The 23534-nt window shown below is 33.4% G+C and carries 26 protein-coding genes and 1 pseudogene; 22 read left to right on the top strand and 5 right to left on the bottom strand.

Annotation, left to right across the window (positions count from 1 at the left end; translation table 11 throughout):
• Together NCCP28_RS17950 and NCCP28_RS17945 are read left to right on the top strand one after the other, a co-directional pair.
• Positions 1–273, top strand: coding sequence for a hypothetical protein (locus NCCP28_RS17950; protein ID WP_248562704.1), 273 nt, complete (start codon positions 1–3; stop codon positions 271–273).
• A 105-nt stretch (positions 274–378) separates the two neighbouring features.
• Entirely contained in the window at positions 379–2022 is a 1644-nt protein-coding gene (locus NCCP28_RS17945) for a C40 family peptidase (protein WP_164849717.1), read from the top strand.
• A 330-nt stretch (positions 2023–2352) separates the two neighbouring features.
• Here NCCP28_RS17945 and NCCP28_RS17940 read toward each other — a convergent pair whose 3' ends face one another.
• Positions 2353–2691 (bottom strand): hypothetical protein, encoded by a 339-nt coding sequence (locus NCCP28_RS17940; protein WP_248562703.1) that lies wholly within the window; start codon positions 2689–2691, stop codon positions 2353–2355.
• 156 nt (positions 2692–2847) lie between these two features.
• Between NCCP28_RS17940 and NCCP28_RS17935 the strand changes: the two genes are divergently transcribed.
• Positions 2848–3741: a hypothetical protein gene (locus NCCP28_RS17935; protein ID WP_127739859.1), complete on the top strand. Its 894-nt coding sequence runs from the start codon at positions 2848–2850 to the stop codon at positions 3739–3741.
• Positions 3742–4040: 299 nt separating this feature from the next.
• On the opposite strand, the gene NCCP28_RS17930 is transcribed toward NCCP28_RS17935, so the two are convergent.
• The gene (locus NCCP28_RS17930) at positions 4041–4709 is read right to left on the bottom strand and encodes a response regulator transcription factor (protein WP_164849716.1); all 669 of its coding nucleotides are present in this window, start codon (positions 4707–4709) and stop codon (positions 4041–4043) included.
• A gap of 164 nt (positions 4710–4873) precedes the next feature.
• Here NCCP28_RS17930 and NCCP28_RS17925 point away from each other — a divergent pair, with 164 nt between their 5' ends.
• From NCCP28_RS17925 to lgt, 18 genes and pseudogenes are all read left to right on the top strand, one after another.
• Entirely contained in the window at positions 4874–5203 is a 330-nt protein-coding gene (locus tag NCCP28_RS17925) for a four-helix bundle copper-binding protein (RefSeq protein ID WP_127739857.1), read from the top strand.
• Positions 5204–5490: 287 nt separating this feature from the next.
• Positions 5491–6075: a YdhK family protein gene (locus NCCP28_RS17920; protein ID WP_127739856.1), complete on the top strand. Its 585-nt coding sequence runs from the start codon at positions 5491–5493 to the stop codon at positions 6073–6075.
• 71 nt (positions 6076–6146) lie between these two features.
• Positions 6147–6368 (top strand): helix-turn-helix domain-containing protein, encoded by a 222-nt coding sequence (locus tag NCCP28_RS17915; protein WP_127739855.1) that lies wholly within the window; start codon positions 6147–6149, stop codon positions 6366–6368.
• A complete protein-coding gene (locus NCCP28_RS17910; protein ID WP_127739854.1) occupies positions 6365–6709 on the top strand; it encodes a helix-turn-helix domain-containing protein in 345 nt (114 codons plus the stop codon). Before NCCP28_RS17915 ends, NCCP28_RS17910 begins: the two co-directional genes overlap by 4 nt.
• Positions 6670–7536 (top strand): annotated as a pseudogene (locus tag NCCP28_RS17905) (IS3 family transposase); the annotation flags it as partial. The gene NCCP28_RS17910 and the pseudogene NCCP28_RS17905, both read left to right, overlap by 40 nt.
• A 79-nt stretch (positions 7537–7615) precedes the next feature.
• Entirely contained in the window at positions 7616–8233 is a 618-nt protein-coding gene (locus NCCP28_RS17900) for an NAD(P)/FAD-dependent oxidoreductase (RefSeq protein ID WP_127739852.1), read from the top strand.
• A 141-nt stretch (positions 8234–8374) separates the two neighbouring features.
• Positions 8375–8638, top strand: a complete 264-nt coding sequence (locus NCCP28_RS17895) for a hypothetical protein (RefSeq protein ID WP_127739851.1) — start codon at positions 8375–8377, stop codon at positions 8636–8638.
• 14 nt (positions 8639–8652) lie between these two features.
• Positions 8653–9776, top strand: a protein-coding gene (locus tag NCCP28_RS17890) for an IS3 family transposase (protein ID WP_127739850.1) whose coding sequence is annotated in 2 segments (ribosomal slippage) — positions 8653–8899 and positions 8899–9776 — 1125 coding nt in all. Because the reading frame shifts where the segments join, the coding sequence is not laid out codon by codon here.
• Positions 9777–9824: 48 nt separating this feature from the next.
• Complete coding sequence (locus NCCP28_RS17885; RefSeq protein ID WP_127739849.1) at positions 9825–10037, top strand: hypothetical protein; 213 nt, start codon at positions 9825–9827, stop codon at positions 10035–10037.
• A 38-nt stretch (positions 10038–10075) separates the two neighbouring features.
• Entirely contained in the window at positions 10076–10324 is a 249-nt protein-coding gene (locus tag NCCP28_RS17880; protein WP_127739848.1) for a YwmB family TATA-box binding protein, read from the top strand.
• Between the two features lie 172 nt (positions 10325–10496).
• Positions 10497–11615 (top strand): stage II sporulation protein P, encoded by a 1119-nt coding sequence (gene spoIIP / locus NCCP28_RS17875; protein ID WP_127739847.1) that lies wholly within the window; start codon positions 10497–10499, stop codon positions 11613–11615.
• Between the two features lie 131 nt (positions 11616–11746).
• Complete coding sequence (locus NCCP28_RS17870) at positions 11747–12052, top strand: hypothetical protein (RefSeq protein ID WP_127739846.1); 306 nt, start codon at positions 11747–11749, stop codon at positions 12050–12052.
• Positions 12053–12357: 305 nt separating this feature from the next.
• Entirely contained in the window at positions 12358–12699 is a 342-nt protein-coding gene (locus NCCP28_RS17865; RefSeq protein WP_127739845.1) for a metal-sensitive transcriptional regulator, read from the top strand.
• A gap of 14 nt (positions 12700–12713) precedes the next feature.
• A complete protein-coding gene (copZ, locus tag NCCP28_RS17860) occupies positions 12714–12920 on the top strand; it encodes a copper chaperone CopZ (protein WP_127739844.1) in 207 nt (68 codons plus the stop codon).
• A gap of 168 nt (positions 12921–13088) precedes the next feature.
• Positions 13089–15521 carry a heavy metal translocating P-type ATPase gene (locus NCCP28_RS17855; protein WP_182104212.1) on the top strand — a complete coding sequence of 811 codons (2433 nt, stop codon included), beginning with the start codon at positions 13089–13091 and terminating at the stop codon, positions 15519–15521.
• Positions 15522–15727: 206 nt separating this feature from the next.
• The gene (locus NCCP28_RS17850) at positions 15728–17284 is read left to right on the top strand and encodes a multicopper oxidase family protein (protein ID WP_127739842.1); all 1557 of its coding nucleotides are present in this window, start codon (positions 15728–15730) and stop codon (positions 17282–17284) included.
• A gap of 89 nt (positions 17285–17373) precedes the next feature.
• Complete coding sequence (lhaT, locus tag NCCP28_RS17845; RefSeq protein ID WP_127739841.1) at positions 17374–17961, top strand: lipoprotein heptaprenylglyceryl N-acetyltransferase LhaT; 588 nt, start codon at positions 17374–17376, stop codon at positions 17959–17961.
• A 43-nt stretch (positions 17962–18004) separates the two neighbouring features.
• A complete protein-coding gene (gene lgt, locus NCCP28_RS17840; RefSeq protein ID WP_213084036.1) occupies positions 18005–18805 on the top strand; it encodes a prolipoprotein diacylglyceryl transferase in 801 nt (266 codons plus the stop codon).
• A gap of 74 nt (positions 18806–18879) precedes the next feature.
• On the opposite strand, the gene NCCP28_RS17835 is transcribed toward lgt, so the two are convergent.
• The 3 genes from NCCP28_RS17835 to NCCP28_RS17825 are packed head-to-tail and all read right to left on the bottom strand — an operon-like array spanning position 18880 to position 21520.
• Entirely contained in the window at positions 18880–19458 is a 579-nt protein-coding gene (locus NCCP28_RS17835) for a TVP38/TMEM64 family protein (RefSeq protein ID WP_127739839.1), read from the bottom strand.
• Entirely contained in the window at positions 19455–20138 is a 684-nt protein-coding gene (locus NCCP28_RS17830; protein WP_127739838.1) for a response regulator transcription factor, read from the bottom strand. Before NCCP28_RS17830 ends, NCCP28_RS17835 begins: the two co-directional genes overlap by 4 nt.
• Entirely contained in the window at positions 20135–21520 is a 1386-nt protein-coding gene (locus NCCP28_RS17825; protein ID WP_127739837.1) for a sensor histidine kinase, read from the bottom strand. The genes NCCP28_RS17830 and NCCP28_RS17825 overlap by 4 nt, the downstream gene beginning before the upstream one ends.
• 266 nt (positions 21521–21786) lie before the next feature.
• Here NCCP28_RS17825 and NCCP28_RS17820 point away from each other — a divergent pair, with 266 nt between their 5' ends.
• Positions 21787–23046 carry a murein hydrolase activator EnvC family protein gene (locus tag NCCP28_RS17820; protein WP_127739836.1) on the top strand — a complete coding sequence of 420 codons (1260 nt, stop codon included), beginning with the start codon at positions 21787–21789 and terminating at the stop codon, positions 23044–23046.
• Positions 23047–23534 lie beyond the last annotated feature (488 nt).

The following is a 23534-nucleotide window of genomic DNA, read 5'->3' as shown; positions in this document are numbered from 1 at the left end:
ATGGAGGCATACTTATTAGAGGCAGACCCTAAATCGGTTGCACACGAGCACGACAAGAGGTTTCTCAGAAATATATTGAAAAAAGAAAAGTTCATCTCGGTACCTTGCTCTAATCGTTCTATTATGAGGGGGGAAGCTTTAGGGGAAGTAATAATTGAAGTTTCATCCGACACAGAGCTCAGAGAAATCGTTCAAATGGTAAAGATAATGAAGAAACGAAAAAGTCCGTTACGCCCTTTATTTCAGACGATTGCTGCAGGGATAGTGGAGTGACTTTAGTAAAGGGATTTAATAATCAAATATAAATAAAGGGAGAGCCCCTAAGGAGATATAGTAATCCTATGTCTTCTTAGGGGTTTTTATATTTAAGGAGGAAATATGAAGAAAATAGCTGCTATTTGTTTAAGTGTTGGGGTAATTGGAACAACGCATGTAAGTGCAGAAGAACAAAGTCAAACGGTATCCGATCACTTACAAAGTAATCAAGACAGCATTCAGGAACAAGTCACAAAGATGGATAAAGAGATAAACGCTTATAAAAATGAACGAGTTATTCTGGAACGACAATTGAACCAGTATGATAAGGCGTTGGAGCAGAATCAACTTACCATAAAAAAAGAACAGGAACGATTAGAATCTATTTCTTCTCGGTTAGAAACGATTAACAAACAAATGAAGGAAATAGATCCAGATGGTCAGTTAAGTAAAATGGTCCATCAAGATCTAATCCTTGGAATTCCTGCCATTACGACAGTTAATAAACAACAATATTTATTGGATAACGTTCAACAGGTAAGTCAATTACTTACGCTGCAAGAAGAGCTAAATGAAGCTACGTCGGAACTGGAAAGTAACCAAGTGGAATTAGAAGGCATGGTTTCACAGCTACAAGAACAACAAAGTGAAAAGGAACAATTGGTGGAGCAGCTGAAACAAAAAGAAGCAGCTTCCAAGGAACAAAAGCAACAACTCCTAGAAAAAAACAAGAAAATAGAGAAAGAAAAGAACCTAATAGAAGAGGCAATCAGCAATGAAGAGGAGAGAGCAGAACAGGGAAGTGCATTCTTTGGTCAAAGTAATATCCCTTCTAATACTACTGTTATTAGTCCATCTATAGATACAAGCGTTACTGGAGTTCCATCACAGTATATGAAGTACTATCTGTACGGAGAAAAAGAATATGGTGTACCTTGGTACTATCTGGCTGCCATTCATTCCATAGAGACAAGCTTCTCCACTAGTCCTACTATGACTTCTTCGGTTGGAGCAATTGGTAGCATGCAATTCATTCCAAGTACTTGGGTTGGGTACAAGTATGAATCGAGCGGAGGTTTGGTTGGAGAGGATGTAGATATTACTGACCTAGAAACAATCAAAAAGGGAAATGGTTATGGTGTGGATGCAGATAATGACGGCAAAGCAGACCCTTATAGCGTTGCAGATGGAGTAGCTGCAGCTGCTAACTATTTATCTAGTAATGGATTTGCCACAGATCCGAGAAAAGCTATCTGGCATTATAACCATGCAGACTGGTATGTGGAAAAAGTAATCAACTTAGCTGAAAACTTCAAAAATGGTACCCAAATCTCTAAGGATGGAGATGTTCAACTGAAATCCGGTGGGGAGTATGACGTTACTACTGTAGGTAACCGGTGGATTGGAAACTCCGTTTATGTATTTGGTGGTGGTCGCAATCAAGAGGATGTAAAGAACGGTAGATTTGATTGCTCTAGCTTCGTTTATTGGGCGTATAATCAAATAGGGGTTCAGTTAGGAGAACAAAGCTCAGTAAGTACGGAGACATTAAAAAATAGGGGTACTGCTGTTGAAGAGAAGGAAATGCAGCCAGGTGATTTAGTCTTTTTTGATACATATAAAAAGGATGGGCATGTCGGTATTTATATAGGTGATGGTAAATTCATTGGTGCTCAAAGTTCCAATGGGGTAGCTATAGAGGATATGACTACAGGCTATTGGAAAGAAAAATTTAATCACCGAGTTCAGCGAGTTACTAATATTTAATGATTCAAGAATCAGTTCCTATTCATGGTATAATAAGAGGGTAGAAGCTCGTCACTTCTAACCAAAAGTTATTAGCGAAACTCAATAAAAGGAAGGGGAGTAATATCCTCTTCTTTTTGTTATTTTAAACCTTTTTTACATTGTGACTCCAGGTGCGATATAACTATACATAAATGTTATAACTTTGGGAATAATATAAGAGTAGCAAGTTTAAATCCATTTGCTTGCTATCACCTTACATGCAAGTGGTTGGGGCACTCTTGTTTACTGGGATTCCAAGAGTGACCCAACCATAAGCCATTAAAACCTATGTCTTTAAAGGTTTGACTTTTAATTTTCATCATTCTCAGAATCCACAATAGAAATGGCTTTATACCAGCCCTTAGCAATCTCCATATCTCCTGTTCTCCTAGATTCTCTCTCCACATACTTTCTTAAAGTTATAACATAATCCGGATCTATTTCAGCGAATTTACGTACATATAGAATTTGTTCTTCTAATTTATAAATGCAGCCTAACGCAATATAAACGGAACCAAAGGTAATGTTTTCTTTTGTACCTAACCGATCTAATATTCTTAGCCCTAATTTAAGCATAAATATCCTTCTTTCTATAGTTTTATCGCATCGCATTAACTTAACGAACATAATACGCTGTTCTTGCTTCATTTACAACCAGCTGTTGAAAGTTAATACCAACTAAGGTTTTTCACAGTGTCAGGGATAATGTCGAATAACTTTTTTTGATTATACTGACATAAGTAACAATTGCACTATTTTTAACCCTATATAATTACTCTATTAAAGCTTAGGAGAGATGAATAGATGGATAGAAAAAAGAAATTTATGATGGGATTAACACTTACAGGAATACTGACTATTGGAGGATTGGTTAATCCAATTACTTTGGAAAACACACGTGTAGAAGCAGCTTCTAATGTTGATACAAGTGGAAGTATACCCAAGAAGGAAAATGAGATTTTAAGATACTTGAATAATTCCATGTTGGATTACTATCAAGAGGAAAAACAAACAGTAAAGACAGAAATAGAGAGCCTTATTCTAGTAGAGGAAGTCACAAAGAAAAGTCAGCTATTTAAAATAACGGAACAAAGATATGAAGCGTTACAAGTGTATAAAGAGGAAAAAAAGAAGAATGCTACACAAGCGAAGCAAACGTATAATAAAAAATTAAGTAATATAGATACGGAACAAACGAACATAGAGAAGAATTTTGAAAAGAAGATCGCACAATTAAATGATTCTCAATCGAAACAATTAGCCTCTATAGGGAAATCGATGGAATACAATATCTCTTCCATGCAAAAAGAAGAATCTAAAAGAATAGAAATGAATGCTGGAACAGATGAGATTATGAATAATATTACTTTAATCAATAAAGCTGTTGTTAAATACAAAACACAGGCCATTCGATTACATTTTGATAACGATATAAAAGGGAAGGAAACAGAGATTAAATTACTAGGTTTAACAACTAGTTTCGAAAAGGACAAATGGAATTCTCAATTTAAAAGGGGATCGATTTCTAAAACAGTTCTTAATTACAAAATTAGCAATTTAGAGTCAAAAGAAAAAACAGAGAAGAATAGATTAAACGGTGTCATATCCACTATGGAAAAAGCAAAAAACAATCAACTTCAAAACCTATTTGAACAAAAAGATAAAACGGTAAAAGAATTACAAAAACTTATAAAATAACAGGTAATGTTATAATGGATACATATTTTAAAAGTGAATGAGATAACCCAAAAGGGAAACAATTTTGACTAAACAAAACACTCTCTAGACAGAGAGTGTTTTGTTTATAAGTAAAGGAATAGCTCTACTCTTGTGTTGAAGAGTAATTCCTCGTATTAAGTATAACAGGGATTTCCTAATTAAAGGGAAGTCCTTTTTATGTCGCTAGGGTTGTAGCATAATCATAAACGTTTTTGGAAAAATTACTTTAAAGGGAGGTAAAGAGAGTGAAAAAATCAACTATAATAACCGTAATAAAATCAACCATCTTGCTTCCAAATATAACCAACACCCCATATTGTTTCTAAATGTTTATCAATAGGAAATCCTGTTTCTCTAATTTTATCTCTAATGTTTCTAATGTATGAGCGAAGAGTTTGTTGACTAATAGGATTGTGTGTCCAAATACTTTTTATTAAGGAACTGGGGGTTAGAACTTTATTAGGATTATTAATCAGCAATTCTATAATTTTAATTTCAATTTGAGAAAGTGGTATCAGTTTTTTATTATAAGTCAATTCATGCTTACTTTTCTCTAATTGTAAATGATTAAATGTATAGACTTCACTCTTCACTTTAGGTAGAGTACGGAATAATGAGTTTATCCTAGCTAATAATTCTTCTTCATAAATTGGTTCTTTTAAACAAATATCCGCACCATTTTTAAGGATACTAACCAGTGAATCATTAGTATTATTACTAATTACTACTAAAAAGACAGAAGAAACAACTCTAATTTCCTTACATATGTCTTCCACTTTTAGTTTTAGTGAGGAGTTATCTATTAATACCATAGTAATGTTTTGACTAATAATAGAATTAATCATATCTTTAGGATTTACGGGTTCAATGCAATCAAATCCGTATCTCTTTAGGAGTTTAAACCAATAATACCCTTTGTCTCCTCCTATGATTAAGATTTTTTTCATCATAATTCTCCTAGCGTTTTTTTCATCATTTTATAAAAAAATTGTGTAGAAATTTTGCATTTAATTAAACAAAATCCTATTAAATATGCATTTTTTATGTAGTTTATTTAAATATCTTATGGGAAGTATAATATTGTTACTAAAACTATTGAGGAGGTAATAATATGAATATGACTTACGAAGAATGTGTAAAAGCTTGTTTAGAATGTATGGAGGCATGCAATTACTGTTTTGATGCTTGTTTAAAAGAGGATGACGTTAAAATGATGGTCGATTGCATCAGGCTAGATAGAGAGTGTGCAGACATTTGTAGCTTAGCCGCTAAGGCTATCCAGTCTAATAGTCCAGTAATGAAGGAAATATGTTTGTTATGTGCAGAGATTTGTGAAAAATGTGGAGAAGAATGTAAAAAACACAGTCATCATGAACACTGCCAAAAATGTGCAGAGTCTTGTTTTAAATGCGCAGAGATTTGCCGAAAAATGGTTTCTTAAGCTGATTTATCAATAGAACAAATCCAATAAGTTATTTACCAAATAAATAACTTATTGGATTTTTGTTTTTTCAGTTGTTCCGTTATTGTTATTATTTAGTATTATAAGGATGTTCTTAATTTAGGATAAAAAATTCTGCATAATTTATGCATTTTTTCTTAGTAAAATAGGGAAAAATACATAGGGAGGAGCAGAAGCTGAATTCTAATCAATATTTCCCATCATTTTTCAGATGTTTTTATGAGAAAAAGCATTCTAATTATTGAACCAGAAAAAGGAGAGGAAAAATGAAGAAAAAAACTTTTATGAAAAGCAGTCTTATCTTGACTCTATTGGTCTTATTATTAGCTGCTTGTTCTAACAATAACAACGATAATAGCTCAAACTCAAGTGAAGAAGAAGGTATGGATATGTCTTCTCAAGATATGGAAGGTATGGATATGTCAGGATCAGGAGAAGTGCCTGAAGGTTTAAAAGTCGCTGAAAATCCTAAGTATGATGTAGGAAGTAATGCTATCATCAATGCAGACCATATGGAAGGCATGGACGGTGCTGAGGCAACTATTGTAGGTGCTTATGATACATTTGTTTATACGATATCGTACACACCTACAACAGGTGGAGAGAAAGTAACAGACCATAAATGGGTGATTCAAGAAGAAATTGAAGATGCTGGGGATGAAGCAATTGAGCCAGGTACAGAAGTAATAATCAATGCAGCTCATATGGAAGGCATGAATGGGGCAAAGGCTACAATTGATTCTGCAGAGAAAACAACGGTTTATATGGTCGATTACACTCCAACTACAGGGGGAGAAAAAGTAACGAACCATCAATGGGTTACTGAAAGTGAATTATCTCCAGTAGAATAATAAAAAAGGCTATCTTAAGTGCTGCACCCCAAAAGTTAGAGTTGAAATCTAACTTTTGGGGGTGTTTTTTTATGGCTAAATATAGTGGGAATTTCAAACTGAAAATTGTACAAGAGTATTTGCAAAGTGCTTTAAGTTATGACCGATTGGCGCAAAAATACAGTATTCCATCTTCTTCGCCAATTAAGAATTGGGTAAGTGCTTATAAAGCTTTTGGCGAGGAAGGGTTACAACGGAAAATAGTTAATGAGGAATACCCTGTTCATTCAAATTGGATGTATTACACTTTATGAAACAAACAGGTGCTTCTTTTCAAGAGACAGCGATTCAATTTAGGATAAATAATCCGAGTTTAATCGCCAATTGGAACAGTAAATTAGAAAAAGAAGGAATAGAGGGCCTGCAACAAAAAGCAAAGGGGCGCCCGTCTATGTCTAAAAAACCAAAAACAACAGCGAATAAACAGAATAAACCAATGTCACGTGAGGAACAGTTAGAACGTGAAAATGAAATGCTTCGTTTAGAGGTTGCCTATTTAAAAAAGTTGAAGGCTTTTCGAGAGAATCCGGATGCCTTCCTCGAAAAGCACAAGCAGCCATCGCCTTCGAACTTAAAGAAGAAGGATTCCGATTAAAAGATGTCTTAACACAAGTGAAAATTCCAGAGGCAACGTATCAATATCAAATCAAACAGATGAAACAAAAGAATCCAAATGAAACGTGGGAAACGCTGATTTTAGAGACGTTTGAGAAGCATGAAGGCAGATATGGTTACCGTCGTATTCATGCGGAATTGAAAACGCAAGGTTACCCCGTTAACCATAAGAAAGTACAACGTATCATGAAGAAACTAGGTTTGAAATGCGAAAAATTCGTGCGTAAATCACGCTACAAATCGTATAAAGGTACGGTTGGGAAAGTGGCGAAAAATCGTTTGAACCGTCGTTTCCACACACCACATACCCTTCAAAAAGTTGTGACCGACGTAACGGAATTCAAATGTACAAATGATGAGAAGTTGTATTTAAGCCCTATCATGGATTTATATAACGGCGAAATTATTGGGTTTAGTATGTCTAAAAGTCCAACGCTGGAATTTGTGATGGATTCATTAAAACAGGTGCTTCCTATTATTCAAGAGCGTGCCAAATATAGAACCACCATTCACTCCGATCAAGGCTGGCACTATCAGCACTACAAATGGGTACACACATTGAAAGAAAATAAGATGTACCAAAGCATGTCTCGCAAAGCAACATGTGCAGACAATGCAGCAATGGAAAACTTCTTTGGCTTACTGAAGCAGGAAATGTATTACGGAGAACAATTAATTTCTTATGAAGCCTTGAAGATGAAGATTGAGAAGTACATCCATTACTATAACAACGATCGAATTAAACAAAAACTGGCCGGCATGAGTCCGGTAAAATTCCGAACTCATGCCAGCCAATTAGCTGTGTAATAAAAACTCTAACTTTAAGGGGTCACTACCTTACGGTAGCCTTTTTTTATCATTAAAATTAATATGGGAGTTGGACAAAATGGGGGCTGAAAAGATAAAAATTACTGTTAACGGTGGTATCCAGTTCGGAGCTAGAATAAATGCAAGGCAACTATCGATTCTGGCTAAATATTTAGATGAGAATCAAGAGGTAGAATTAACTACCTTCCAACAAATATATTTAGAGATTCCAAAAAGTAATGCTCAAGAAATAATGAAGGAATTTAGGATGTCTGGATTAAGTTGTTATCCAGTAGGCAATTATGTGAAAAGCCTACGTACATGTAATTTTTGTAAAGGTTCTGAGGAGGAAGGTATGCCTGTAGCACAGGAATTGAACAGAAGAGTTGCAGGTAGGGAAGTACCATTTACTTTGAAATTTGCTTATACTGGTTGTCCCGTGGGTTGTGGTGAACCATTAGTAAACGATATAGGAGTAATGAAAATAAAAGATACTTATTCCTTGTATATTGGGGGGGAAAGTACTGGGAAAGATGCAGAAATAGGAACATTATTATTTAAGGATCTTTCACCAGAGCAACTATATCAAAAGGCTGATAAAATCATAGAATTATATATTTGTGAAGGTAAGAAGAGAGAAAAATTTTATAAATTTGTTAAGCGAGTGGGAATAGATCGAATCAAGGAAAGTCTTTGATTTTGATAGAAAAGGTTATAGAGTTTGCTTTATAACCTTTTCATATTTTTGCTAGTTAATATTTGCTTAATAGATTAAAAGACTATTAGGTATAAAAACAATTAAAATAGGACAGTATGAAGCTAGAAGGGGGATATTTATATGAAGAAAACAATTATCTATTCAACAGCTTCTGTCCTTTTAATTTCTTTATTTTTTCATTTTAATTTTAAGGTCCTTGGAAAAGAGGATAAATTACTACAAACTATTGATAATCTCCAATCGATAAATGCTAATATTGCTCAGTGGTCTATCTTCACAAAAAAAGAGGAGAAGAGTGATTCTTCATTAAAGAAATACTATGAATCGGCTACACTAAGTTGGACAGAATTTATAAGGGCTAGTACACTAAACATACTAACCTAAAGGAGCTTGGTACAATGCCGCGCCAACGTAGAACTTTTACAGCCGAATTTAAACTTCAATTAGTAAAGCTATATGAAAATGGAAAGTCCCGTGCGGATATCTGCCGAGAGTATGAAATCACACCATCCTCATTAGATCGTTGGATTAAAAATCATCAAGAAACTGGATCCTTTTTTGCGAAAGATAATCGTACAGAGGAAGAGAACGAGTTAATGAGATTACGCAAAGAAAACCAACGCTTAATGATGGAGAATGACATTTTAAAGCAAGCTGCGCTGATCATGGGACGAAAATAAATGTGATTCGAAATAACACACACAAATATTCAGTATCAGCAATGTGTAACGTCCTCCATATACCCAAAAGTAGTTACTACTATCAAGCCAATTTGTGCGAAAAAGAAGCCCATGAAAGAGAAGAAGTGGAGCTTTCCAATGAAATTCAACGCATTTTTAAGGGAAGTCGTTGTAACTATGGTACTCGCAAACTCAAAGTAGAGTTAAAGAAGCAAAACTGGATCGTTTCTCGTCGTCGAATCGGTCGGATTATGAAACAACTAGGCTTGGTATCGAATTATACGGTGGCACAATACAAGCAATATAAACAATCCAGTAATGAAGCTCCTACCCGAAACGAGTTAAAACGTCAATTTAACCAAGAAGAAGCATTAACAGTAGTTGTAAGTGATTTAACATACGTCCGTGTCGAGAAAAAATGGCATTACGTATGCTTATTTGTCGATCTTTTCAACCGAGAAATTATCGGCTATAGTGCTGGTCCAAATAAGACAGCTGACCTGGTATATAAAGCATTGGCAAGCATTAAAGGTAACTTTCATAACATTCAACTGTTTCATACAGACCGAGGAAAAGAGTTTGATAATAAACTACTTTCCGAGGCTTTAGAAACATTTGGGATTCAAAGATCTTTGAGTACAAAGGGATGTCCATACGATAACGCCGTCGCCGAAGCTATGTTCAAAGTCTTCAAAACGGAATTCGCAAATGGAGCCCATTTTACTTCTCTTGAACAGCTAAAACTGAAATTAAATGATTATGTTCATTGGTTTAACCATATTCGAATTCATGGAACACTCGGTTACTTAACGCCAGTAGAATTCAAGAAACAGGCCTTATAAAAGTTGTCCAGTTTGGTGTTGACATTCCACTATAAAAGAAAATCTGAGTTGAAGAAAAAATATCAACAGTTTAACTGGGAAGTGGAGAAAGATGAAAACCATCATATTAAGTTAACTGGTTCATTAAAAGAGAAGAATAGAGAACAGTTAATTACCCTAACTGCATTTAAAGAAACTGATAAATATAATATTTTGGAAACCTATAGTTATAAAAATAGGGGTTGGAATAAAGAGGAATACAAAAAAGTATTATTAACATAGATGAGAAAGAAGAATACTATTTTACAGTCAAGGCATTAATGAAAAAGCAAGAAAATATTGAACAAATTTCAACTTTACTTGTAAAAAAATTTTCAGTAAAATCTATTGAAAAATTAGTTGAGGATGATTTTGTCTCAATTACAGCCTATAACAAGTCGTGGGAAAATTATTTAACTAGTAGTAAAAAAAATAAATTTAATGTTCAATTTGGTATAAGGACTAATAAAGATCTCCAAAACGCTTATAATTTAACAATTGGAAGCCCCATAATAACAGAAGAATATTGAAGGTTTTAACTATGGCTACCATAATGAGTATGCCATTTTTTTATGCAAGAGAAGTAGATTATACCATTCTAAAAAATTCTATCTCTATTAATGTGCAGAAAATATGCAGACTACTGGTGAATCTATCACATATAAATATGTAGATAACACTATCTAATAAGGAGGGTCTAATATGATTCTAAAAGTAAATGGTTATCTACTAGCTATTATTTTAGTGATGTATTTTAGTATTTTCCTAATAAATTATCTGAAATTAGATATCAAGCTTTCTTCAGATATTGTATCAACCTCTACAAAGCAACTAGATGCAGATATGCTTTCCTCTTTATTAGCAAATGAAATTGTACAATTTAATTTATCAGATGTGAACAAAGAAATAGTAAAACCCTCCATTTTAAACGGTGTGGTTTGGGTTACTTCAAATATTTGGCCAGATGATATAAGAACCTTTTTAGGAAGAGAATTAGTAGGATTTTCGCAATTTAATACAGAGATAGCTATTGCGGGGAAAGGAACGAATTTAGCAACATTGCCAATTGAGTCTCCACCTCCTAATGATGCCATTCTTTTAAATGACAGTAATAAAAATAGCAGCTCTAATGAAGAGAAAATTGAAACCCCAAAGAAGGATACTTCTGATAAAAAGGTTGTTTATATATATCATACTCATAGTTGGGAAGCTTTTTTACCACAACTTTCAGGTGTGACAAATCCTAATCAGGCGTCTAGCATAGATGAAACGAGAAATGTTATTCAAGTGGGTACCCAATTACAGAATGAATTACTAGAGAGAGGTATAGGGACTGAACATAGTACTACCAATGTAACTGCAGAACTTAAAAAGAAGGGTTGGGGTTATTCACAATCTTATAGTTTAACAAGAGAAATCGTACAAGAAGCAACTGCCAAGGAAAACTCTTTAGTATACCTTATTGATATACATAGGGATTCACAGGCAAGAAAAATAACTACATTAAATTATGATGGAATCGAATATGCAAGATTATTCTTTGTAGTTGGAAAGGATAATAAAAACTATGAACGAAATCTTAAATTGGCCAAAGATTTAAACGAAAGATTAGAAAATAAAATTCCTGGGATTAGTAGAGGAGTTTTTGTGAAAAGTAAAGATGAAGGTAATGGAGTTTATAATCAAGATTTATCAAGTAATTCTATTCTCCTGGAATTTGGTGGGGTGGATAATACACAGAAGGAACTTTCAAATACGGTTGAAAAATTTGCAGAGGTGTTTAGTGAATATTATAAACAAGTAGAGGAAGTAAATAATTAAATATATTTCCAGTACTAATTGTGCGGGTGATTATTATAAACATATAAATTTGGTGTAAAGATTAAAAATCCACACTTTCTCCAAATTTTAATTTATATTAACCACTAGAACAATGGAATGGAGAAAAGAGAATGAATTTCAAATTGGCAGTAAAAACAACATTCCTTTCTTTAATCATCCTTATCTTAGCAGCATGTATAACCGCGCAAAATGAAAAAACAAAATCCGTGGTGGATAGTAAAGAAAAAGTAAAAGAAGTAGTTCTTATAAGAAATAATTATAAGTTAGATAAAAATTGGAATTTAGTCGATATTCCAGACAATATAGTGATTTCTAAAAATAACAAGGATGTACAGGTTTTTGAAGAAGAATATGTATGTAAGGAAATGAAAGAAGATAGGAATATAGTAATCGGATATAATCACAACAAAATGTGATGGTCATCAAATATTAAGTAACCATATACACGTTGATCTTAAGTAACTTAATTAAAATCTGAAAAGGGTACGCCTAGGTTACTTTAGGTTTATTTCATACATACGTTTGCTACAGTACCATTTAAATCCTTTTTAAAACAAGGGGAGTTATATGTGACTTATTCTTCTATAAAATCTTATTACAAAGACAAAGCTGAAAAAAACCCTTGGGTATGACCAGCGATAAATAGAAGAAAAAATTAACTTTAGGCTTTACATAGGGTGCGGGGGTATAGTATACTTTGTTTGTGGAGGTGAATGTATTAATGACATCTTTTTTAGATAATGATGAGTCTTTAGAGGAAACTCATTGTTCCACTTCAAGTGATCGAAAAAGCCATCACTCCAATAAGGTCAAACAAAACCTTATAACTAGGTTAAATCGGATTGAAGGTCAAATACGAGGTATAAAAGGATTAATAGAGAAAGATACTTATTGTGATGATGTCATAACACAGATATCTGCTACACAAGCTGCTATAAATAGCGTTGCAAAGATTTTACTGGAGGGTCACCTGAAAGAGTGCGTTGTTGAGCGAATACAAGAAGGTGACTTAGAAGTATTAGATGAAGTTTTAGTAACAATACAAAAACTAATGAAAAAATAAGGGAGAAGATAATTATGGAAAAAGTAAAATTGAACGTACAGGGTATGTCTTGTAATCATTGCGTAAACTCAATCGAAGGTAGTGTAGGTAAAATTGATGGCGTATCAAATGTAAAAGTTGATCTTGGAGCCGGATCTGTATTTGTAGAGTTTGATAAAGAGGTAGTTACATTAGATAAAATTAAAGAAACAATTGATGATCAGGGTTACGAAGTACAGTAATACTAACAGGGGCGAACGTTAAAAAATAACGTTGCCCTCTCTTTATAAAATAAATATACCTGTAGGGGGTATTTTTTATGTGGACTATGAAGAGAATATAAAACCTTTTTTGTGTCAAATTAATAAAGGATTTTATAACTGTAAATGAAAGTTATAGGAGGGTATAAAATGTCAACAGAAAATGGTTCATTAGCACAACCAAAACCTAATACTAGTGAAAATGTTTCACTAAATATTACTGGAATGACATGTGCAGCATGCGCAACTCGTATTGAAAAAAACATATCAAAAGTGCAAGGCGTTCAACAAGCAAATGTAAATCTAGCTACAGAAAAAGCAGCAGTGACCTATAATCCATCACAAGTTTCAATTGAGGAAATAATTGAAAAAGTTAACAAAACAGGGTATGGGGTTGAACAAGAAAAAGTAAATTTAAATATCATAGGTATGACATGCGCCGCTTGTGCTACTCGTATTGAAAAAGTATTAAATAAGGTAGACGGAGTGAAAAATGCTACTGTTAATCTTGCAACAGAGAAGGCCAGTGTTGAATATATTCCGGGAAGTACCAATGTAGATCAATTAGTTAATGTAGTAAAGAAGGCTGGCTATGATGCAAAATTAATTAGTGAAAATGATGGGGATTATGAACAAAGTGCTCGAGAAAAAGCATATAGAAAACAAAAAATAAAATTTATTGTTGGTGCTATTTTATCTATACCTTTCTTAATCATGATGATATCAGATTTTATGATGGAGTACGGAAATGGAGGGTTTTTCCACTTAAATCCTTGGATTCAATTTTTACTAGCCACAGTAGTTCAATTTTATGTTGGTGGTCATTATTACCGCGATGCTTATAATTCAGTTCGAGGAGGTAGCGCAAATATGGCTGTACTAGTAGTGCTAGGAACATCAGCGGCCTATTTATACAGTTTAGTTGTTACCATAATGGGGACTGGGCAATTTCTTTATTTTGAAGCCGCAGCTGTGGTTATGACTCTAATTGTTTTAGGAAAGCTACTGGAAATAAGGGCAAAAGGTCAAACTTCTGAGGCTATAAAAAAATTAATGGGTTTACAGGCAAAGACAGCTAGAGTTATCCGTAATGGTATGGAAGTGGATATACCACTAGAAGATGTTCAAACAGAAGATATTATTTTCGTTAGGGCAGGCGAAAAGATACCAGTTGACGGAATAATTATAGAAGGAAATACTACAGTTGATGAATCTATGTTAACAGGAGAAAGCATGCCTGTTGGTAAGAAAGCTGGAGATAATGTTATTGGTGCTACTATGAATAAACATGGTTCGTTTAAATTCCAGGCAACTAAAGTTGGAAAAGATACTGCTCTTTCGCAAATAATTAAACTAGTTGAAGAAGCCCAAGGATCCAAAGCGCCAATTCAGCAAGTTGCAGATAAAATATCAGCAGTATTTGTACCAATTGTAATTGTAATAGCTTTAGCGACATTTGGTATTACATTCGTACTTCTTGGATTTACCCCAGCGTTAGTTAGTACAATTGCAGTACTAGTTATCGCATGTCCATGTGCTTTAGGATTAGCCACACCAACAGCTGTGATGGTAGGGACAGGTAAAGGGGCTGAAAATGGATTACTTATAAAAGGTGCAGAACATCTACAAAACTCACAGCGTGTAACAACAGTTGTGTTAGATAAAACCGGTACTATTACAAAGGGCGAACCTGATGTAACAGATATTGTTCCCTTCGGAAATCTTTCTCAAGATGAAATTTTACAAATTGCTGCAACTGCAGAAAAAGGTTCAGAACATCCACTTGGTGAAGCTATTGTAAACAGTGCGTCTGATAAAGGGTTAAATTTATTAAATGCAACTAACTTTAAAGCTATACCGGGGCATGGGATTGAGGTTAGTATCAATAATCAAAGGATTTTAATCGGTAATAAAAAGCTTATGGCTCAAAATAAGGTGAATATTAGTTCTTCTATTGATACTATGGAAAAATTCGAGGGTGAGGGAAAAACTGCTATGCTTATGGCTATTGATGAAAGTCTAGCAGCCATAATTGCTGTGGCAGATACTGTTAAAGAAACATCTACAGATGCTATTAAGGCTCTAAAGCAACTAGGTATTGAGGTCATCATGATTACTGGGGACAACCGACTTACAGCAGAAGCTATTGCCAAGCAAGTTGGTGTGGACCGAGTACTTGCTGAAGTTCTGCCAGAAGACAAATCTGCCGAAGTAGAAAAACTGAAGCAAGAAGGAAAAGTTGTTGCAATGGTTGGAGATGGAATTAATGATGCTCCCGCACTTGCTTCGGCTGATGTAGGAATTGCAATTGGGACTGGTACTGATGTTGCAATGGAGGCTGCTGATATTACCTTAATGCGGGGAGATTTGATGGGGATAGTCGATATAATTCTTCTTTCGAAATCAACGATGCGAAAGATACGCCAGAATTTGTTTTGGGCATTTGCATATAATATCATCCTTATCCCTGTTGCGGCAATTGGTTTATTAAATCCAATACTTGCCGGTGGTGCTATGGCTTTTAGTTCCGTATCTGTTGTAGGAAATACATTATTCCTCCGTAGATGGAAACCTATTAGATAAGTTGATAAAAGAACCTGCAAATATCTTGCAGGTTCTTTGTTTTATTTAAGTAACTACTGTTTATTGTTGTTGCAGATTTATTTCTACCAATAAGTTCTAGTTTTTGTTAGGTTAAAACGTTAAAATTTATGAACTTTTGTTCATATAAAATGCATAAAATCTCCAATTATTTTTAATATGATAATTCATGAAAGTGAGGAGAGAGAATGAAATTAAAAATAATAGCATTAATTGGATTTATATTGTTAATTCTTTCGGCATGCTCAAATAAACAAAACGAAAATACAAATCGAGCAGATGTTGAAAATCAGCCTGAGAAGATTACTACAGAAGAAACAACTGAACCTGAAATCTTAAAAGGGAACGAGTTTTCTATTGTCGCGAAAGAAGCAAAGCATCAATTGACAAAAGAAGTCAGTGTAGATGCTTGGACTTTTAATGGTTCGGTTCCAGGTTCTCAAATACGTGTAATGCAAGGGGAGAAAGTAAAAATCAACTTAAAAAATGAATTAGCCGATCCTGTAACTATACATTGGCATGGACTTGTTCTCCCAAATAATATGGATGGTATTCCGGGTGTTACTCAAAATGCTGTACAACCAGGTGAAACATTTACTTATGAGTTTACACCCCAAACTCCTGGCACTTATATGTATCACACTCATCAAGACGGTGTTAATCAACTTGATAAAGGTCTATATGGTGCCTTAATTGTTGAACCAAAAGAAAAAACATACGATCGTGATTATACGTTAATGCTTGACGAATGGATGAGTAATCCAGAGGAAGGTATGGATATGAGTGATATGGAAGGTATGGACATGGGTGAAAGTGATGAAATGGAAGATATGGATATGGATACGAGTAATGATGGTGCAAGCATGACGATGGACGATATGAGCGCATATGACATCTTTACCATCAATGGAAAAAGTGGTGAGATTATTGAGCCTTTAAAAATGAAGGAGGGTGAGACGGTAAGACTCCGTTTGGCTAATATTGGGTATATGACACACAAAATGCATTTGCATGGTCAGAAATTTAAGGTTGTTGCGATTGATGGGCAAGAAATAGACAACCCAGAAGTAATAGAAAATCAGTTAATTTCTATATCGCCAGGTGAACGGTATGATATTGAGTTTGTAGCAGATAACCCAGGGGAGTGGTTTCTGGAGTGTCATGGAAATATGGAAGGAACTGCTGGAATGAAAGTGAAACTACAATATGAAGGAAGTTCCTTATCTACAGACAAACCGAATCAGGAGAAAGAACTTCCAGAGTTCACTTACACAAATTATGGTTCCTCAAAAGAAAGTGAGTTCACTTTAAATCAGAAATATGATGTTAAATATACAATGAACCTAAATACAGAGGTATTAGATAATAATACGGCTTACACAATTAATGGAAAGGCTTTTCCGAATACAGAAAATATTTCAGTTAAAGAAGGGGACCTTGTAAAAGTAAAGCTTGTTAATAACTCTAAAGGTGAAGACCATCCTATGCATTTACATGGTACATCTTTTCAAATTCTAAGTAAAAACGGAAAAAATCTTGAGGGAGCTTCTATTATTAAAGACACTGTAAATCTAGAACCTGGAGATGAGTATATAATAGCTTTCAAAGCTGATAATCCTGGGAATTGGCTATTCCACTGCCATGATTTACATCATGCTTCTGCAGGTATGGTAACAATGGTTAAATATAAAGGGTTTCAGCCATCTTTTACTCCTGATAAAAATGCAAATAATCAGCCAGAATAATTTATCTTATAAAATAGGATAAAATGCGGCCTTTTAGGGCAGCATTTTACTGCTAATAAAAATAGTAACCGATAAAGGACGGGGAACATTTGAATTTTACTTTATTATTAAGGGATAAAAAGGTGTTGTTTATTCTATTAGTTGTCAATATTATAGGCACATTATATGGATTTATTTGGTATGGTGGTCAACTTTCGGTTACACCTAATAAATATCTAATTTTTGTTCCTGATAGCCCAACAGCTAGTTTGTTTTTTGTGTTTGTATTAATTGGTTTGATTTTAAGAACAAATTTACCTTTGTTTGAGGCTCTAGCTATTGTAACGTTATTTAAATATGGAATATGGGCAGTTGTAATGAATGTATTAGTTCTGATAGAGATAGGATATTTAGATTGGTCTAGTTACATGCTGATTTTCTCCCATGGAGCCATGGCAATTCAGGGTTTACTATATAAAAGTTTCTATAAAATAAAAGGTTGGCATCTAGTAGTTGCTGCAATTTGGACTCTTCATAATGATGTGATTGATTATCTATTTAACATGATGCCAAGATATAGTGTATTGGATAATTATATTCCGCAAATAGGCTATTTTACTTTCTGGCTAAGTGTTATTTCTATTGGCATTACGTATTTTCTTTGTATAAGAAAGAAAAATGCAATACCGGAAATTTGAAACAAAATCTCAGTCTTGAAAATTTAAAACGAGGTGAATCTTTGTGGAGAACATACAACAGTTAAATAGAATCGCTTTTGAGTTTGGAAATTTCACTGTTTATTGGTATGGAATAATTATTGGAGCTGGTTTACTTCTTGGGTGGATTCTTGCTACTAATGAATCTAAAAAACAAGGACTTCCTAAAGACATTTTTTCCGATCTCTTATTATGGGCTATACCTATTTCAATTATTAGTGCCAGGATTTATTATATTTTATTTCAGTGGGACTATTACAAAGAGAATATAGGAGAAATCGTGGCAATATGGGAAGGGGGTATTGCGATACATGGAGCTATTATAGGAGGGGTCCTGACTGCTTGGGTTTTTGCTAAAAAGAAAGGTTTATCCTTTTGGCAATTGGCTGACATAGCAGCACCTAGTCTTATACTAGGTCAGGCAATAGGACGTTGGGGGAACTTTATGAACCAGGAAGCTCACGGTGGCAAGGTTACTAGAGATTTTCTGGAGAATTTAAATTTGCCAGATATTATTATTAATCAAATGTATATTGAGGGCGCGTATTATCATCCCACTTTTTTGTATGAATCCTTATGGAATATTCTTGGCTTTACTTTATTAATTGTTGTTAGAAGAATTATTACCCTTAAAAAGGGAGAACTATTTTTAGGTTATATAATGTGGTATTCTTTTGGGAGGTTTTTTATTGAGGGGTTAAGAACGGATAGCTTAATGCTTACAGATAACTTACGGGTTGCACAAGTAATTTCTTTGATATTCTTTATTGCCGCTGTACTATTAATCTGGTATAGAAGAAGGCAGGAATGTGAAAAACTTAGATAATTTAACATCTACAAAAAATAGGCACCAGTTTTTCAGAAGCCTATTTTTTGTTGTTTTTTCTATGATAGGTGACTTTATCTCCATTTTTTATCTTGTTGCTTTATTTTTTTTAACTCTTTTAAAATATATATTAATAACAGGATTATTGAGCAATATATTATTGTCTCTTTCCATCCAGATAAATTGATATTGAATACCTTATTAATGGAATAAACTTCAATTAGAAGCGATGGAATTTTTCCTATTGTACTAGCTATAGTAAACGGGATAATTCTAATGCTACCTAATGCTGCTGTTAATGTCACGGCACATGAAGGAATAAAAGGAAGAATTCTTAACAGGATTATAAGTATTACGGCATTAAATTCAGTTGTGTTTTGTAACTTTTTTAAGAAGTGACTTTTTATCTTATACTTAGTGGTAAAGCGTTTTAACCCTTTACGGTATAAGATAAAACTTACTATAGCACCTAATGATTCACCAATTATTGAAATAATAATTGCTAATTTTAAATCAAAATAAATAATATTTATAGTAGTAAGAAAGGCACTAGGAATAACTCCAAAAATTGCTATTATAATATTTGCAATTATAGTAACAGCAGCTATGACGATGGGGTTCCCTGGTAAATACTCTATAAAGATGTTCTTCAATCAGATTCTTTTCCAATCCACTTGTATCCAACACCCCATACTGTTAATAAGTATTCCTCTGAAGGAAAACCAGCCTTTCTAAGTTTGTCACGCAAATTTCTTATGTGTGAATCTATTGTTCTATCTTCAGTTTCTACTCCATGTCCCCATATGGAGTGTATCAGATGGTCTCTAGTGAATACTTTATTTAGGTTTTGGAGAAAAAGTTTCATAAGAGCAAATTCCTTTGGAGTTAGAGGAATATTCTTCGTCTGGTATTGTAAATCAAAGGACTCTTGATCTAAGACTAAGCCATCAAACTCTATCAATTCGGACCTATTACCTTTTCTTCTTAATACTGCTTCAATTCTAGCAACAAGTTCCTCACCATCAAAAGGTTTGGATATATAGTCATCTGCCCCTGTATTTAACCCTTTAACAACATCTTTTTTATCTGTTCTTGCAGTAAGCATTATTATTGGAGTTTCCCAGTATTTTTTAATTTCTATACATGCTTCCCAGCCATTCATATCAGGCATCATTAAATCTAATAAAATAAGATCAACGGGGTTTGATTCTAAATAAAGTAAAGCATCAATTGCTGAATTTATTTTTTTGCAGTGATAGCCTAATGGTGACAAATACAGAGCAATTAGATCAAGCATTTGCTGTTCATCATCTACAATTAAGATTTGTTTCAATTGACTTCCCCTCCATACGTTTTAAAAGATAGTATAAATGTTGTTCCGATATTAAGCTTACTTTCTACTCTTATTGTTCCTTCATGTGCTTGAACCAATTCTTGTACAATGGATAAACCTAGTCCAGTACCCCCTAAAGATCTTGTTCTTGACTTGTCAACACGGTAAAATCGATTGAAAATATAAGGAAGATCCTCTTCGGGTATTCCGTTTCCATTATCATGGATAATTATTTCCGTTTCTTTTTTTCTAGCTGTTACTATAACTTCTACTTTACTGTTTTTTGGAGAGTACTTCATAGCATTATCCAATAAGTTGAATATTATTTGTTCCATTCTCGCTGGGTCTCCATGTAAAGAAGAAGTTCTAGGACAATTAATTGTTAAATCGATTTCTTTTTCTTTAAAGGCCGGTGACATTTTTATTTGTAATTTCACTAATAGCTCATATAGATTTATTTGTTGTTTCTGGATGAGAAATGTGTTTTTATCAATCTTTGCTAACTCAAATAAGTCCTCTATTAAAGTAGAAAGTCTATTTGCTTCTTCTACAATAATTCGAAGGTACTTTTCTTTTTCTTCCTCTTCAATATTTTTTCTAAGAGAAATATCAGCATAACCCTTTATATAAGTTAACGGCGTTCTAAGTTCATGAGAAATACTAGCCAAAAAATCATTTCTCTCTTTTTTTAAGAAATTTAAGTCTCTTGCTAATTCTTTTAAGGATACTGCTAATTCTCCTAATTCATCATTACTTGTTTTTGGGAGATCGACTAAGAAATTCCCTTTACTTATTTGATAAGTAGCTTCCTTCATCTTTACGAGTGGTTTAGTTAAAGCTTTAGTAAGGAGTATAATCACAATAAAGGTTAAAAGAAGTGCAATTATACCAGCAAGAACAAAATGCTCATTTAACCTTCCAATTAAAGTGTGAATGGAGTCTGTTTCTTGGTACATGTAAACATAACCGATAATTTCCTTTTTTTGCAATATCGGACTTATAGTAATAATGTAAGGTTTATTTTTCCAGTCATCCTCTACAATTTCCCCCTTTTTCTTTATTTCTGTTTTTTGGGGGTAAATTAAGTATTTCTTGAAATTTTCATTATCAAATGAGGAACCTAGAACTTCTCCTTTTTGATTAACAATTACTACATCTGTTAAAGCCTCTGACTCCATTAAAATTACGTGACTAATGGAATCTTCTACAAAATGTTTCTCTAGAATATCTCTATGAGAGTTACCTCTTGCTTGTAAGGATGATAGCTCATCATCAATTCTGGCATTAACTATAGAATTATGAAGATAAGAAAACATAAATGCTTCTAGTCCGAAAATAATTATGCAAAATAGAATTCCTAATTTTATTGAAAGTTTTCTCATTAGCTCACCTGAATTTTTATTGTATTTTTATAATACTACATTTGTATGAAGAAATTATGCAGGGAGGTAGGTAGTATAATTCACTATAGGATTTTTATTATGAATAAAGTACTCCTTTATCATACATTTTGTGGTAAATTACTCCTTAAATTTTATCAGGATATTACAATGAAATGTAATTGTAATAATTTTCATCTCCAAATTCGACAAAATGTGATGTTATAATTTTGCTTGTTACTAGAGAATTAAAAAGAAAGGAAATACTAATGAGTAAATTATTGATTAAGAAATCTACCATAACGATTGGGATTGCTGCTTCATTAACTTTATTTAATAATACATCTTTAGCATTAGCATCTTCTGAGAAGGATTTGCAAAATGTAAAAATTAATATACAAGAAAATCGTAGTAAAGTCCAAAGTGGTTTAGACAAAGCAGAAGAAGAACTTGAAAACATAAAAAAGGAACAAGATGATATTAATGCAGAAATTAAACGTCTGGATACATTGATTTCCAAAACCAATAGCGAAATACGTGAAAACGATGAAAATATTAAAGAAGCAAACACTAAGGTTAAAAAGTTAAATACGGAGATAAAAACTCTTAAAGAGCGCATACAGCAACGTGAGGAGTTGCTAAAGGAAAGAGCTCGTTCCTATCAAGAGACTGGAACTATTAACTATTTAGATGTTTTAATAGGATCACAAAGTTTTAGTGACTTTCTAGACAGAGCGGGAGCGGTAACAACCATAATCACTGCAGATCAAGAGTTAATACAAAAACATTTGGATGAAAAAAAATTGTTAGAAGATAAGCAAAATCAAGCAAAAGACCTGTTAGAAAAACTTGAAAATTTTGGTGAATCTCAAAAGAAGCTAAAAAGCGATTTAGACATACAAAAGAAGGAAAAGGATAATATTATGAAATCCTTAAAGTCTAAAGAAAAAGATTTAGAAAATGAAAAACTAAGTTTGGAAGAACAAAACTCATTGCTTAATTCTCAAGATGAAGCTATTGGAAAAGCAATAAAATTAGAATCTGAGAAGGAAACTGTAGTTAAAAATAAAACTGGATCAAGTAATTCTTCAATAAATAATGATTCGAATACAACTATTTCTAAACAGGCAAAAGGAGCGTGGACAGCTCCAGTTCAGGGGCGTTTAACTTCTACTCTTGGTGAAAGATGGAACAAGTTTCATGCTGGTATAGATATTGCTAATAGTGCCGATGTTCCAATAGTTGCTGCTGCTGATGGAGTTGTTAGTAGATCTTATTATTCCACAAGTTATGGCAATGTAGTCTTTATCTCTCATTCTATTAATGGACAGGTCTATACAACTGTTTATGCGCACATGGATAGTAGAGTCGTTGAGGCAGGAGAAACTATTTCTAAGGGGCAACAGGTAGGAATTATAGGTAACACTGGACAATCATTTGGTCAGCATTTGCATTTTGAACTCCATAAAGGTCAGTGGAATGCGTCTAAATCGAATGCTGTCAACCCACTCGACTATATTCCATTGTAAAAATTCCAATTAATCACAATAATTATTTTATCATTAACTTGATTAAAAAAAGTTTAATTAAGTTAATGTTTTTTTTTGAATTATTTAATATAAATATGGAACCCAAAAGGGGGAAATTGACAGATAAAACGGTAAATGAGATATGTGCCTTTACAAAGGTTAGTCAGGCTTCATTTTATCGAAAGTTAAAGGAAAGAGAAATTAATATGCTATAGCGGATTGGACATTTATATATGTGTCCCCTCGATGCGATTCGTTTTCGTACCTCTAAAAAAAGAAGAAAAAAAGGAGAGTATTGTTTTTCTGTTATGCGAGAAAAATTTAGCGACCTTAAAATTAAAATGAATAAAAATCTTTATAAAAAACAGTTCATTATTCAAGTTATTAATTTATCTATTTGCACTACTTTTATTGAAATTTATTCATCTATGTATATTATTCATTTTGATTTAAAAATTTGAAAATATTTTCGTAATTTCTCGTAAAAA

It is taken from the genome of Niallia sp. NCCP-28 (genome assembly GCF_023168165.1).
In the GTDB taxonomy this organism is placed as follows: domain Bacteria; phylum Bacillota; class Bacilli; order Bacillales; family Cytobacillaceae; genus Niallia.
The sequence above is the reverse complement of the archived record's forward strand: the minus strand, read 5'-3'. Positions and strand labels throughout refer to the sequence as shown.

Bases quoted from the DNA above. Each gene is read 5' to 3' on its own strand.
- NCCP28_RS17950 (WP_248562704.1), top strand. From the start codon at position 1: ATGGAGGCATACTTATTAGAGGCAGACCCTAAATCGGTTGCACACGAG.
- NCCP28_RS17945 (WP_164849717.1), top strand. From the start codon at position 379: ATGAAGAAAATAGCTGCTATTTGTTTAAGTGTTGGGGTAATTGGAACA.
- NCCP28_RS17940 (WP_248562703.1), bottom strand. From the start codon at position 2,691: ATGAAGCAAGAACAGCGTATTATGTTCGTTAAGTTAATGCGATGCGAT.
- NCCP28_RS17935 (WP_127739859.1), top strand. From the start codon at position 2,848: ATGGATAGAAAAAAGAAATTTATGATGGGATTAACACTTACAGGAATA.
- NCCP28_RS17930 (WP_164849716.1), bottom strand. From the start codon at position 4,709: ATGAAAAAAATCTTAATCATAGGAGGAGACAAAGGGTATTATTGGTTT.
- NCCP28_RS17925 (WP_127739857.1), top strand. From the start codon at position 4,874: ATGAATATGACTTACGAAGAATGTGTAAAAGCTTGTTTAGAATGTATG.
- NCCP28_RS17920 (WP_127739856.1), top strand. From the start codon at position 5,491: ATGAAGAAAAAAACTTTTATGAAAAGCAGTCTTATCTTGACTCTATTG.
- NCCP28_RS17915 (WP_127739855.1), top strand. From the start codon at position 6,147: ATGGCTAAATATAGTGGGAATTTCAAACTGAAAATTGTACAAGAGTAT.
- NCCP28_RS17910 (WP_127739854.1), top strand. From the start codon at position 6,365: ATGAAACAAACAGGTGCTTCTTTTCAAGAGACAGCGATTCAATTTAGG.
- NCCP28_RS17900 (WP_127739852.1), top strand. From the start codon at position 7,616: ATGGGGGCTGAAAAGATAAAAATTACTGTTAACGGTGGTATCCAGTTC.
- NCCP28_RS17895 (WP_127739851.1), top strand. From the start codon at position 8,375: ATGAAGAAAACAATTATCTATTCAACAGCTTCTGTCCTTTTAATTTCT.
- NCCP28_RS17880 (WP_127739848.1), top strand. From the start codon at position 10,076: ATGAAAAAGCAAGAAAATATTGAACAAATTTCAACTTTACTTGTAAAA.
- spoIIP (WP_127739847.1), top strand. From the start codon at position 10,497: ATGATTCTAAAAGTAAATGGTTATCTACTAGCTATTATTTTAGTGATG.
- NCCP28_RS17870 (WP_127739846.1), top strand. From the start codon at position 11,747: ATGAATTTCAAATTGGCAGTAAAAACAACATTCCTTTCTTTAATCATC.
- NCCP28_RS17865 (WP_127739845.1), top strand. From the start codon at position 12,358: ATGACATCTTTTTTAGATAATGATGAGTCTTTAGAGGAAACTCATTGT.
- copZ (WP_127739844.1), top strand. From the start codon at position 12,714: ATGGAAAAAGTAAAATTGAACGTACAGGGTATGTCTTGTAATCATTGC.
- NCCP28_RS17855 (WP_182104212.1), top strand. From the start codon at position 13,089: ATGTCAACAGAAAATGGTTCATTAGCACAACCAAAACCTAATACTAGT.
- NCCP28_RS17850 (WP_127739842.1), top strand. From the start codon at position 15,728: ATGAAATTAAAAATAATAGCATTAATTGGATTTATATTGTTAATTCTT.
- NCCP28_RS17825 (WP_127739837.1), bottom strand. From the start codon at position 21,520: ATGAGAAAACTTTCAATAAAATTAGGAATTCTATTTTGCATAATTATT.
- NCCP28_RS17820 (WP_127739836.1), top strand. From the start codon at position 21,787: ATGAGTAAATTATTGATTAAGAAATCTACCATAACGATTGGGATTGCT.